The 12,739-nt window shown below is 55.2% G+C and carries 12 protein-coding genes; 4 read left to right on the top strand and 8 right to left on the bottom strand.

The window, feature by feature from the left end; all coding sequences use genetic code 11:
• Positions 1-95 precede the first annotated feature (95 nt).
• The 8 genes from pagP to ACMGGS_RS13750 all read right to left on the bottom strand — a co-directional run bounded on the left by pagP (position 96) and on the right by ACMGGS_RS13750 (position 8,312).
• Positions 96-656, bottom strand: a complete 561-nt coding sequence (gene pagP / locus ACMGGS_RS13785; protein WP_414163128.1) for a lipid IV(A) palmitoyltransferase PagP — start codon at positions 654-656, stop codon at positions 96-98.
• A gap of 161 nt (positions 657-817) precedes the next feature.
• A complete protein-coding gene (locus tag ACMGGS_RS13780) occupies positions 818-1,129 on the bottom strand; it encodes a DUF1493 family protein (protein WP_414163127.1) in 312 nt (103 codons plus the stop codon).
• On the bottom strand, positions 1,129-1,593 hold the full coding sequence (locus tag ACMGGS_RS13775; protein WP_414163126.1) for an STM2901 family protein: 465 nt from the start codon (positions 1,591-1,593) through the stop codon (positions 1,129-1,131). Before ACMGGS_RS13775 ends, ACMGGS_RS13780 begins: the two co-directional genes overlap by 1 nt.
• A 137-nt stretch (positions 1,594-1,730) precedes the next feature.
• Positions 1,731-4,850: an efflux RND transporter permease subunit gene (locus ACMGGS_RS13770; protein ID WP_414163125.1), complete on the bottom strand. Its 3,120-nt coding sequence runs from the start codon at positions 4,848-4,850 to the stop codon at positions 1,731-1,733.
• Positions 4,847-6,280 (bottom strand): efflux RND transporter periplasmic adaptor subunit, encoded by a 1,434-nt coding sequence (locus ACMGGS_RS13765; RefSeq protein WP_414163124.1) that lies wholly within the window; start codon positions 6,278-6,280, stop codon positions 4,847-4,849. The genes ACMGGS_RS13770 and ACMGGS_RS13765 overlap by 4 nt, the downstream gene beginning before the upstream one ends.
• A complete protein-coding gene (locus ACMGGS_RS13760; protein WP_414163123.1) occupies positions 6,277-7,533 on the bottom strand; it encodes a TolC family protein in 1,257 nt (418 codons plus the stop codon). Before ACMGGS_RS13760 ends, ACMGGS_RS13765 begins: the two co-directional genes overlap by 4 nt.
• 12 nt (positions 7,534-7,545) lie before the next feature.
• A complete protein-coding gene (locus ACMGGS_RS13755) occupies positions 7,546-7,866 on the bottom strand; it encodes a copper-binding protein (protein ID WP_414163122.1) in 321 nt (106 codons plus the stop codon).
• Positions 7,867-7,922: 56 nt separating this feature from the next.
• Positions 7,923-8,312, bottom strand: coding sequence for a DUF2946 domain-containing protein (locus tag ACMGGS_RS13750; protein WP_414163121.1), 390 nt, complete (start codon positions 8,310-8,312; stop codon positions 7,923-7,925).
• 354 nt (positions 8,313-8,666) lie between these two features.
• On the opposite strand from ACMGGS_RS13750, the gene dcuC reads away from it, so the two are divergent.
• From dcuC to ACMGGS_RS13730, 4 genes are all read left to right on the top strand, one after another.
• Positions 8,667-10,040: an anaerobic C4-dicarboxylate transporter DcuC gene (gene dcuC / locus ACMGGS_RS13745; RefSeq protein ID WP_414163120.1), complete on the top strand. Its 1,374-nt coding sequence runs from the start codon at positions 8,667-8,669 to the stop codon at positions 10,038-10,040.
• Between the two features lie 116 nt (positions 10,041-10,156).
• Positions 10,157-10,951, top strand: a complete 795-nt coding sequence (gene rna, locus ACMGGS_RS13740) for a ribonuclease I (protein WP_414163119.1) — start codon at positions 10,157-10,159, stop codon at positions 10,949-10,951.
• Between the two features lie 178 nt (positions 10,952-11,129).
• Positions 11,130-11,459 (top strand): PTS fructose transporter subunit IIB, encoded by a 330-nt coding sequence (locus tag ACMGGS_RS13735; RefSeq protein WP_103677414.1) that lies wholly within the window; start codon positions 11,130-11,132, stop codon positions 11,457-11,459.
• A gap of 21 nt (positions 11,460-11,480) precedes the next feature.
• Positions 11,481-12,725 (top strand): PTS fructose transporter subunit IIC, encoded by a 1,245-nt coding sequence (locus tag ACMGGS_RS13730; RefSeq protein ID WP_414163118.1) that lies wholly within the window; start codon positions 11,481-11,483, stop codon positions 12,723-12,725.
• Positions 12,726-12,739: the final 14 nt, after the last annotated feature.

Genomic DNA, 12,739 nt, shown 5'->3' with positions numbered 1-12,739 from the left:
GATAAAAAGCGCTAACTTTTTTAAGTGCATCACATTATTCGCCCTTTTGCCTCAGCCGTCATGATGACACGCGTGGCAGCGTGCTTTTGCCGAACTTAAAACTGAAAACGCAGCCAGGCGAAGTAAACGTTGCCGTTATTATAGGTTCCAGGAATATAGGTCATCTGGAAGGTCGCCGGTCCATAGCCCACCGACGCCAGCGGCAGCAGAACTGGTACAGGAATGTAGTACCAGTTATCTCGCGCCGTTGCCCCCACGGTATACCCTAAGCCCAGGCGAAAATTATCGTCCGCCAGCGGCCGCCAGGTTTTCTCCCAGCCGTAGCCGCCAATCGGTTCGATCTTGTTATTGGAATCTTTGAACGCCATAAAATAGAGGCCGTGCCAGTTCCCCTTCTCGTCCCAGCGTGACTGACCAAACCCCGCGCCCCACGGTCGCTCGTTATAGCGATCGGTTTTCTCTTTATCATAGGCAAAGCGCGCATGCCAGGTGATCGCCGGAATATACAGATCGTAATGCTGCGGCTCCTGCCAGGTTTCGGCAACGTTATCGCTGAGCGTCGTGGCTCCATCATGTATCATCGCACCGATGGTTGAGGCAAACGCCGGAGGCATAATAAAAAACATAATAAGAAGAAAGCGTTTGAATTTTTTCACATCTATAACCACTCTGTTAATTCGGGCGTTAGGATAGTATAAAGTATCTAAACGAGAAATTAACAAGTGTGTATAAGGTTAGTCTGGTTTATTTGCCAGCTTTGTAGTTCGCCAGGGCTTTCGATCACCAGTCCATTTAAATGCTCGTAAAAGGTTTTCGCTCAATATATCCAACGCCCTGCTTTAGCACAGGTCACAAGCATTTCAATCGTCAGCGGCTCAGGAGCATTTTTATCAGTTTTTAAATAGCGAGGAAGGATGCAGTTGGGAAGAAACCAAATTCCGGCATTAGGATAATATCGTCTAAAATCAAAGGAAGAATCATCAACATTAAACACCGTAAAATATTCACTCAACAGTTCTTCAGCATCTTCTGGCAAAAGTTGATTATCGCCACTACTCAACGAAGAATCATCTGCCATTTCCCAGGCATGTTTTATTACGAGTTGTTTAACTCTCTCTTCAATACTCATTAAAATGCTGCCCATTGAATACGATGTTCAGGTCTGGCGATAAGATTATAGTGCCGTCTGGTTTCATAGGCAATACGCCATGCGGTAGCAGCAGCGCCAGCCCAGCCTATATACGGTATGTATCGACCAATCACTGTACCTAACTTATTCGTTTTAGCAAAATGAATTTTGCTGGGATTCACACCTATTGGCGTATATACCTGAACACCTTCAGGAAAATGTATTTTATTAAGTGCTGAACGAGAAATTATTGAAGCTAAACTGGTTCCCCATACAGCACCACCAGGTTTGGTCCTGGTAGGGATTAAAGGCATCCCGGACAATATAAGCGACGCTGCTGACAATTCTATTTCTGTATATCTTGCAAATTTCTCCAATAAGATAGCCTTGAATAGCTCCGCAGGTGTCAGATTTACAAAGCCGCCATAAAAGTACGTTCCATTAAGTTCTTCAATCGTATCCATTTTTACCTCCTTATTAAAAATATTAATCTAACGTCAGGTACCTGTGATGTAAATTATTTTTTATGGAAATGGATTGACGATAATAATATGCATAGCAAATATTATTATCAGAATGCGCCCTCGCGGGCGCACTCTGTTTATTTCACCCGATGCAGCAACTTATACACCGCGGGAATAACCAACATAGAAAGTAATGGCGCGGTGATCATGCCGCCAATCATTGGCGCGGCGATGCGGCTCATGACCTCCGAGCCTGTACCACTGCCCCACATTACCGGCAATAATCCGGTCATAATCGTCGCCACGGTCATTACTTTAGGACGCACGCGCAGGACGGCCCCCTCATGAATTGCCCGTAACAGTGTGGCATTACCGCCTTCCGGCTCCAGGCGGCGATATTTCTCTATAGCGTGATTAAGATACAGCACCATAATGACGCCAAATTCCGCTGCCACGCCTGCCAGGGCTATAAATCCGACCGCGCCAGCAACCGACAAATTATATCCCAGCAGCCACAGTAGCCAGACGCCGCCAATAAGCGAAAACGGCAGGGTACCCATAATCAGTAGCACATCGGAAATACGCCGAAAGGTCAGCCACAGCAGCACAAAAATAATCATCAACGTTACCGGCAACACTATTTTCAGCTTCGCCGTTGCGCGTTCGAGATATTCAAACTGCCCTGACCAGGAGAGCGTCACCCCCTGTGGCAGTTTGACCTGCTGCGCCACCCGCTGCTGCATCTCATCGACGGCAGATTTTAGATCGCGCCCACGCAAGTCCACATAGATCCAGTTAGACAAGCGGGCATTTTCGCTTTTCAGCATCGGCGGCCCTTCGCTGATCGTAATGTCCGCCAGTTCGCCCAGCGCAATCTGTCCACCGCTGGCGGTCACGACCGGCAGGTTGCGGAGTTTATCGACGTTATCGCGCAGTTCGCGTGGGTAACGCACATTGATGGGATAACGTTCACGTCCTTCGATGGTCTGGCCGATGTTATCGCCGCCTACCAGTGTCGCCACCAGCGATTGTAGCTCCTGTACCGAAACGCCATAACGCGCCGCCTGTAAGCGGTTGATAGAAATATCGACGTAGCGCCCGCCGGAAAGCCGTTCTGCCAGCGCCGAGGTTACGCCGGGGACGTCCTTCACCACGCCTTCAATTTGCCGGGCGACGCGCTCAATATCGGCAATATTATTGCCGTTCACTTTAATCCCCACCGGACTTTTGATCCCCGTCGCCAGCATATCGAGGCGATTACGGATGGGTGGCACCCACACGTTAGCAATACCGGGAATCGTTACCGTGCGATCGAGTTCGGCCACCAGTTTGTCAGGCGTCATGCCGCTGCGCCACTGGTCGCGGGGCTTAAAGCGAATGGTGGTTTCCAGCATGGTGAGCGGTGCAGGATCGGTGGCCGATTCCGCGCGCCCGGCCTTACCGAACACGCTTTCCACCTCCGGTACGCTTTTAATTAACCTGTCGGTCTGCTGCAACAGCCGTGTCGCCTCACGAACAGAAATCCCCGGCAGCGTTGACGGCATATAAAGCAAATCCCCTTCGTCCAGCGGCGGCATAAATTCGCTGCCGAGCCGACTAAGCGGCCAGAGGGTGACGATCAACAGAACCAACGCCAGCCCCAGCGTAACTTTTGGCCACTGGAGAACTCGATCCAGCAACGGTTCATAGACACGGATCAGCCAGCGATTAAGCGGGTTAGCTTTTTCATCAGGAATTTTGCCGCGAATAAAATAGCCCATCAGCACCGGCACCAGCGTGATGCCAAGCCCGGCGGCGACCGCCATCGACCAGGTTTTAGTGAAGGCGAGCGGCGAAAACATCTTCCCTTCCTGCGCCTCCAGTGAGAAAACCGGAATGAAAGAGAGGGTGATAATCAGCAAACTACAAAATAGCGCGGGTCCCACCTCTATCGCCGCCTGTTCGGAGATGCGCCAGTAGTCGGCGTTTTCCGGCTGGCGACCGGGATTGTCGTGCCGCCACTGTTCCAGCGTTTTGTGCATGTTTTCGATCATTACGATGGCCGCATCCACCATCGCCCCGATGGCAATGGCAATGCCGCCGAGCGACATAATATTGGCGTTCACCCCCTGATAATGCATAACCACAAATGCGCCAAGAATACCCAAGGGCAGTGAGACAATCGCCACCAGCGCCGAGCGAAAATGAAACAGGAACAACGTGCAGACCGCGGCGACCACAATAAACTCTTCGAGCAGTTTATGGCTGAGGGTCTCAACGGCGTGTTCTATTAACGTTGAGCGATCGTAAACCGGCACGATCTCCACCCCGGACGGCAGAGTTTGTTGCAGCGCCTGAAGTCTGCTTTTCACCGCCCGGATGGTCTCCAGTGCGTTCTGCCCGTAGCGCATGACGATAATGCCGCCCGCCACCTCTCCCTCGCCGTTTAACTCCGCCACGCCACGGCGAATTTCCGGGCCGATACGCACACCTGCCACATCTGACAGCATGACCGGCACGCCCTCACGGCTGGCGATCACCACCTGACGGAACGCGTCGGTGTTTTGCAGGTAACCGCTGGTACGCACCATATACTCGGCTTCGCCCATCTCCAGCACCGCCCCGCCACTCTCCTGATTGGCGGCCTTCAGCGCATCAACCAGTTGCTGATGGGTAATATTCAGCGCCCGCATTCGCGCCGGATCGGGGATGACCTGATACTGTTTCACCATCCCACCGACGCTTGCCACCTCAGCAACGCCAGCCACGGTTTTAAGCTCGTAGCGCAGCGTCCAGTCCTGGAGCGCGCGTAAATCCGCCAGACTATGCTTACCGCTGCGATCCACCAGCGCATATTCATAGACCCAGCCGACCCCGGTGGCATCCGGCCCCAGCGCCACCGTCACGCCCTCCGGTAACTGGGACTGGATCTGGCTCAGATACTCCAGCACCCTGGAGCGCGCCCAGTACAGATCGACACCGTCTTCAAACAGGACATAGACATAGGCGTCGCCAAACATCGAATAGCCGCGCACGGTTTTCGCCCCCGGCACCGACAGCATCGAGGTAGTCAGCGGCCAGGCCACCTGATCCTCAATAATCTGCGGCGCTTTGCCCGGATAGCTGGCGCGGACGATCACCTGCACGTCGGAGAGATCCGGCAGCGCATCCAGCGGCGCACGCTGCACTGCCCACAGTCCCCAGACGGCCATGCCGATAGCGGCGAGGATCACCAGCAGGCGGTTGCGCAGCGAGGCGCGGATCACAGCAGCAATCATTTCATCACCTCCCCGGCAGGCATCAGATGCACGATCGTTGCCCCCTGTTCATCATCCAGGGTGAAACTGAACATGACCCTGTCGCCTGTACTAATCCCGCTGACGGGCTGCTTAAGCGTAAAGTCCATCGTCATCGCGCCCCAGTTGAGTTCAGGCACCGGCTGATGCGCAAGGGTAATGGTATTGCCGTCCAGCGCCTGAACAACGCCAGTGGTTTCATAAGTTTTAACCGTGGCCTGTTCCGGTAGTGCACTACGCAGGCTGGCTTCAGAGTCGATCAGGAACTGGCCGGAAGTGACGACCCGCTCGCCCTCTTTCAGGCCGCTTTTAATTTCCGTCCAGCCATTCGCCGTCATGCCTGTGGTGACTGTGACAGGGCTGAAATGCCCCTTCCCGTCGGTAAGCAGGACGCGGGCATCATGACCAGTGGCGATAAGCGACTCTTCCGGCACCGCCAGTACCGGTAAACCCTGCTGCGTCCGTGCGCTTTTGACGGTTAAAAACATGCCGGGCTTCAGTTTTTGCTGCGGATTTTCCAGCACAATGCGCGCCCGCAGTGTCCGGGTGGTGGTTTCAAGCTGCGGCAACAGCTCGCTCACCCGGCCGTGGAATTGCTCGCCGGGCCAGCTATCGGACAGCGCGATGACCTCGCTGCCAGGCGCAAGCCGGGCGGCCTGCGTCTGCGGATAATCGACAATCAGCCATACCGGATCAAGCGAGGCCAGCTCAAACAGCGGCGCGGTGGCGGCAACCTGCGCGCCCTCACGAGTTTCCAGTTTTGCCACGTAACCTGCCTGATCCGCACGCAGGGTGATACGCGTTTGCGGTTTACCGCTGCGCTCCAGCTCTCGAATAGTGGCGGCAGGCATAAACTGCAACCCCAGCCGTTCCCGGGCCGCGCGGGTCAGCGCGGCGTCGCCTAGCTGCCGCACTGCAAGATACTCCTGTTGCGCCACCGTCCAGTCGGGGATCCACAACTGCGCCAGCGGCGCTCCCGCCTTGACCCACTGCTGCGGGGCACGGACAAACAGTTTTTCCACCACGCCGGAAGCCGGAGAAGGGATAATCCGCAGGCTGCGCTCGTCGGTGGTCACGGTGGCAAAGGCGGAGAAATCCGCCGCTAATAGTCTTTTTTCGACCGTCGCCACTTTCATACCCAGATTTTGCTGCTGCTCTGCGCTAATCGTCACGCCACCTTCCGCGGGAGTCTCGTCGGCATAACGGGCCACCAGCGGCATATCCATAAACGGCGATTTACCGGGCTTATCAAAGCGCCGATCGGGCACCATAGGATCGTACCAGTAGAGCACTTTACGCCCGGCCTGCGCTGGTGTTTGCGCGGCCGGTTGGGAAGCCTGCCGTCCGGCGTAATAGCCGATGCCTGCCGCTATAACGGCCAGCATTAACGCGGCCAGTAGTCCTTTTTTCATTGTGTTATCTCCTGAGGGATCAGCCAGCGGATCGCTGCCCAGTTACGGGCAACCTCTTTTTCGGCCTTATTGGCGGCCAGTTCACTGGTCAGCAAATCGCGCCGCGCGGTTAATAGCGCAGAAAGCGATGACTGCCCGGCGCGGTACTGGGCGGTTAACAGATTCAGCCGGCGCTGTTGTAGGGGAAGAATGTCGTCACGCTGGCGCGACCAGAGGGTTTGCGCCGCCTGATACTGTGCAATCAATGAACTGAGCTGGGCGGTATGCTCGCGCGCCGTCTGCGCCAGGCGATCGTTCGCCTGCATCGACATCGACACGTCGGCAGCATGGTCTTTATCCTGACGGCGCGACTGGAACAGTGGCAGGTCGACGGTAAACATCACCCCGGCCATATCGTCGTACCCTTCTGCCCGGTGGGCGTAATAGACCTCAACCTCGACATCCGGAATAGCCGCAATGGCCGACTGCGCCGAGCGCGATTTGGCGGTATCGGCCTCCCGTGCGGCGGCGATCACCTCCGGATGCAGCGCAACGCCCTGCTGGAGCGTTTTCTCATCGGCGGGTAAACGCTGATACGGCGGCAGCGCTCCGGCAATCGCCGTCACCGATTCACCAGTAAGCTGCACCAGTTGCGCGCGGGCAAGCTGCACGTCGCGTTCTGCCAGCGTGACTTCATCGCGCATGGCGCTGAGCGTCATTTGCAGCTCAGGCACGCTGTCGGGCATCGCGCTCCCGGTGCTGACACTCACCGTTTGCGCCGCCTGCTGACGCGTGGTTTCGGCCACGATGCGCCGCGCCGTCGTCAGCGCCTTTTCCGATAGCGCCAGATCCAGCCATGCCTGAGCGGCATCGCGCTGGAGGGCAGCCTGAAGCGCCGTTGATTGCGCGGTAACGCTTTGCGCCTGCGCCTCCAGGGTCAGCGCCTTACGCTCGCGCTTCTCGCTGCTGACATAGCGCTGCATCACGCCCACCCGCTGCATGGTCATCCCTTCACGGGTGAAGCGGCGATCGTTACTGCCCTGCACGGGCAGGTTTTCAATACCAAATTTAAGCTTGGGGTCCGGCAGTTCGCGGGCGGAATTCGCCATCGACTCAAGCGCGCGGACCTCATTATGACTGGCGGAAAGTCCGGCAGAATAGCGCTGGGCAGCGGTCAGGGTTTGCGCGAGGGTCCACGACTCTGCCTGAGCAGAGACATGAATCAGACCGAGCAAGACCCCGCCGAGCCACAGGCTCAGCGCAGGGTTTTTCATACGGCCTCCGGATCAGCGCAGCGCGGTCAGAGAAACGATCTGATAACCGCTCTCACCCTGAACAAAGGCGAAATCGACTTTTTCACCGGGCGTCAGCGACGCGTGTTCAGCATCGGGCGGAAGCGCAAACTGCATGGTCATCGGCGGCCAGTTGAGATCGGCAATCGCCTGATGGGCGATAGTTACCGTTTGTGGGGTGATTTTTTTGAGGATGCCCTGAGCGTGATACACCGGGCCTGGCGCAGCGACAGTAGGTTGATGATCGTGTGCCTGAGCGGCAAACAGGGAAAAACTGAGCAGCACGCCAGCCAGCGCGCGGAAAAAAATAGACATAGCAACTCCTGATAATCGTGAATTTTAGATAAAAAACCGGCGAATTATCGGGAAGGCTATTCTCTGAAGCGGCAGAAGCGAATGGTGGCAGGCGGACCCACCGCGGGCGGGGTTAGCGACCATTCGCGGCGCGGCGCGGCCAGACACGGCAGCGGCACAACGTCGAGCGTAACGGCTATCGGCAGCGCCACCAGCGGGGGATGATCGATTTTTTGCACAGTGTCCGGCACGCAGTGCTTATCGCACAGCGGCGCTTTAGCGACCTGCGGATGCGTCATCTGGTGATCCAGATGCTGCATCATGACGGTTTCACCCTGCGGCGCGATGGCACAATCATGTGAAGCAAGCGCCATCTGACTCTGGATCAGCAGCCAGCCAAACGCCAGCAAAAGCATCAGCAGATGCTTTTTCAGAAAGCGCAGGCGGTGGCTCCAGTGGGCGTGCATATCATTTCGCAAATCAATGAATCGTGCAGCGAGTATACGCAGCGTAGATTTTTAAATTAAAGCATTTTTTAGGATATTTACGTTTGTGTTTGATTCAGGCGTAATTTCATTAAATATTAACTTTTATTTATCATTTTTATATCATATTCGCATCTTAAATATATTCACCTAATGAATGTTTAACCTCCCCTTTGCAGGTCGAATGAAATATACTCACCGCGTTTTTTTAATCACGGGTTTATTGATTTTTATCAGCACATATCGTCCATTTTTTCGGCACATTTCCCGCAGATTATTTACATATTACTGTTCAGGCAGGATTTTCTCTGGGTTACCACGTCACAGGTGATAATAATGTTAACGTTTATTGAACTCCTTATTGGAGTGGTGGTTATCGTCGGCGTTGCCCGATACATCATCAAAGGTTATTCCGCGACCGGCGTCCTGTTCGTCGGCGGTCTGCTACTGCTGATCCTCAGCGCGATTCTGGGGCATCAAATATTACCTGCGGCTAACCCCAGCACGGGTTATTCAGCCACCGACATCGTCGAATATATCAAAATCCTGCTGATGAGCCGCGGTGGCGATCTCGGCATGATGATCATGATGCTCTGTGGCTTCGCCGCCTACATGACCCATATCGGTGCCAACGATATGGTCGTCAAGCTGGCCTCTAAACCGCTGCGTTACATCAACTCCCCGTATATTTTGATGATTGCCGCTTATTTCGTCGCCTGCCTGATGTCGCTCGCCGTCTCGTCCGCCACCGGTCTGGGCGTGCTGCTGATGGCGACGCTGTTTCCGGTAATGGTCAACGTCGGGATCAGCCGCGGTGCCGCCGCTGCCATTTGCGCGTCCCCTGCCGCCATTATCCTCTCCCCCACCTCGGGTGACGTGGTGCTGGCCGCAAAAGCCGCTGAAATGCCGCTCATTGATTTTGCCTTTAAAACCACGCTTCCCATCTCCATCGCCGCGATTATCAGCATGGCAATTGCCCATTTCTTCTGGCAGCGCTATCTGGATAAGAAAGAGAAAATCGTCCCTGAGATGCTCGACGTCAGTGAAATCACCACTACCGCCCCGTCGTTCTACGCCATTCTGCCGTTTACACCGATTATCGGTGTGCTGATTTTCGACGGTAAATGGGGACCGGAACTGCACATCATCGCCATTCTGGTTGTCTGTATGCTGCTGGCGGCGGTGCTGGAATTCCTGCGCGGCTTTAATATTCAGAACGTGTTCTCCGGGCTGGATGTCGCCTGGCGCGGGATGGCGGATGCCTTTGCCGGCGTGGTAATGCTGCTGGTCGCGGCGGGCGTGTTTGCGCAGGGACTAAGCACCATCGGCTTTATTCAAAGCCTGATCTCGATTGCCACCTCGTTTGGTTCGGCCAGTATTATCCTGATGCTGGTACTGGTGGTGTTGACCATGCTGGCAGCGATGACCACCGGCTCCGGCAATGCGCCGTTCTACGCCTTTGTAGAGATGATCCCTAAACTGGCGCATCAGTCGGGCATCAACCCGGCCTATCTTTCCATTCCGATGCTCCAGGCGTCTAATCTGGGCCGCACCATTTCTCCGGTGTCCGGGGTGGTGGTGGCGGTGGCCGGGATGGCGAAAATTTCGCCTTTCGAAGTCGTAAAACGCACTTCGGTGCCGGTTATCGTCGGTCTGATTGTGGTTATCGTCGCGACGGAAATTCTTGTTCCCGGTCTTCCGGCGCACTAATCTTTGGCCCGGCGAGCGTTCCCGCCGGGCTTTTTCCCTTTCCTTGCCTCTCGCCGCCTCATTTTATGCTTTAATAATCTTCAATAATTAATTCAGCCAGACCATCAGGATCACAAATGTTCAGGAAGCGTATCGCCTGCATCACGCTGCTGTGCGCGCTAAGCGCTGGTGCGACACCGCTTGTCGCGACCCGCTATGCCGATTTTGACCGCTACGTCCTGGCACTTTCCTGGCAAACGGGCTTTTGCCAGAGCCAGCACGACAGGCAACGTAACGAGCCTGACGAGTGCCGTTTGCAAAAAGAAAATGACGACAAAGCCGCGTTTCTTACCGTCCACGGCCTGTGGCCCGGTTTGCCCAAATCGATTGCCGCTCGCGGCGTGGATGACCGCCGCTGGATGCGCTTTGGCTGCGCCTCACGCCCCGTCCCCAACCTGCCGGAAGCCCGAGCCAATCGTAAGTGTCAGGCAGCGGAAACCGGCATCTCGCTGGAAATGGCGGACAAACTGAATGGCGTCATGCCGGGCGCGGGCGGCACATCCTGCCTTGAGCGCTATGAATATGCTAAACACGGCGTTTGTTTCGGTTTCGATCCTGACGCCTGGGTCGGCACAATGGTGCGCCTTAATCAGGAAGTCAGGCAAAGCACGCTGGGACGATTTATCGCGGAAAACTATGGCAAAACGGTTGACCGCACGGCGTTTAACGCTGCCGTTGCCCAAACGTTTGGAGCCAGTAACGTTAACGCCTTTAAGCTCACCTGTAACGGTAATCCGGCTTACCTGACGGAAATGCAAATCTCAATTAAATCGTCCGCCATTAATGCCCCGCTCGGTGCCGCCTCGTTTCTGCCCCAGCCGCATCCCGGCAACTGTAGCAAATCGTTTGTTCTCGACGCGGTTGGCTATTAATTTTCATCCCGCTGGCGCGCTACCCGGCGGGTTTTGGCATTCCATTTACTTATAAGCGGACGCGCGTCACATTTCAGATTCAGTGCATCAATTGTCCAGTGAATGCATCATTTGTCTGATAACCCCTCTCCTTTTTCCTGACCATAATCCGCTCAGTCTTTACTAAAAGGAGTTCATCATGGCTAAGAAATTTATTGCACTTTGCGCTTGTCCTATGGGCCTTGCTCATACCTTTATGGCAGCCCAGGCGCTTGAAGAAGCCGCACAGGAAGCGGGTTACGACGAAATCAAAATTGAAACCCAGGGCGCGGATGGTATCCAGAATCGCCTTACTGCACAGGATATTGCCGAGGCCGATATCATCATCCATTCCGTCGCGGTTACCCCCGAAGACAACGAACGTTTTGAGACTCGTGATGTTTACGAAATCACCCTTCAGGACGCGATCAAAAATGCAGCGGGCATCATCAAAGAAATCGAAGAGTTGATTGCCGCCGAACAACAATAACTGTTTTCAGGGATACCTCTTATGGCCATTAAAAAACGCAGCGCCACGGTCGTCCCCGGCACATCCGGGGCAGCCGTGGTAAAAAATTCCCCGGCCACCCGCAATAGCTTCTGGGGCGAGTTGCCACAACATGTCATGTCCGGTATTTCGCGGATGGTCCCCACCCTGATTATGGGTGGGGTGATCCTCGCTTTTTCGCAGCTTATTGCTTACAGCTGGCTACATATTCCCGCCGATACCGGGATTATGGATGCGCTCAACTCCGGTAAATTTACCGGCTTTGATCTCTCATTATTAAAGTTTGCCTGGCTATCGCAGTCCTTTGGCGGCGTGCTGTTTGGTTTTGCCATCCCGATGTTTGCGGCGTTTGTCGCTAACTCCATCGGTGGCAAACTGGCTTTCCCGGCCGGATTTATCGGCGGCCTGATGTCCACCCAGCCGACGCAGGTGCTGAATTTCGATCCCTCATCGCTACAGTGGGTAACTACTGCGCCCGTGCCTTCGACCTTCATCGGCGCACTGATTATCTCCATCGTGGCAGGCTATCTGGTGAAGTGGATGAATCAGAAAATCCAGATGCCGGACTTTCTGCTGGCCTTTAAAACAACCTTTCTGCTGCCGATCCTCTCCGCTATTTTTGTCATGCTGGCGATGTATTACGTTATCACCCCCTTTGGCGGCTGGATCAACGGCGGGATCCGCACGCTGCTGACCGCGGCGGGTGAGCGAGGCGTGCTGATGTATGCTGCCGGTATTTCTGCGGCGACGGCCATCGACCTTGGCGGTCCGATTAACAAGGCGGCCGGTTTTGTAGCTTTTAGTTTTACTACTGACCACGTACTGCCGGTGACGGCACGCTCTATCGCCATTGTGATCCCACCGATTGGTCTGGGGCTGGCCACCATTCTCGACCGCCGTCTGACCGGAAAACGCCTGTTCAACGCCCAGCTTTATCCGCAGGGTAAGACCGCGATGTTCCTCGCGTTCATGGGGATCAGTGAAGGGGCGATACCTTTTGCGCTGGAAAGCCCGATCACCGCGATCCCGTCCTATATGGTCGGTGCCATTGTCGGCTCCACCACCGCGGTATGGCTCGGTGCCGTGCAGTGGTTCCCGGAATCCGCAATCTGGGCCTGGCCACTGGTGAGCAATCTTGGCGTCTATATGTTTGGCATTGTGCTGGGGGCAGTGATCACCGCGCTGATGGTGCTCTTTCTGCGCAACATGCAGTACCGCAGAGGCAAGCTGCTGATCGACTCGCTGTAAGATAAGGAGATATA

The organism is Superficieibacter sp. BNK-5 (genome assembly GCF_047456055.1).
Lineage (GTDB): Bacteria > Pseudomonadota > Gammaproteobacteria > Enterobacterales > Enterobacteriaceae > Superficieibacter.
The sequence above is the reverse complement of the archived record's forward strand: the minus strand, read 5'-3'. Positions and strand labels throughout refer to the sequence as shown.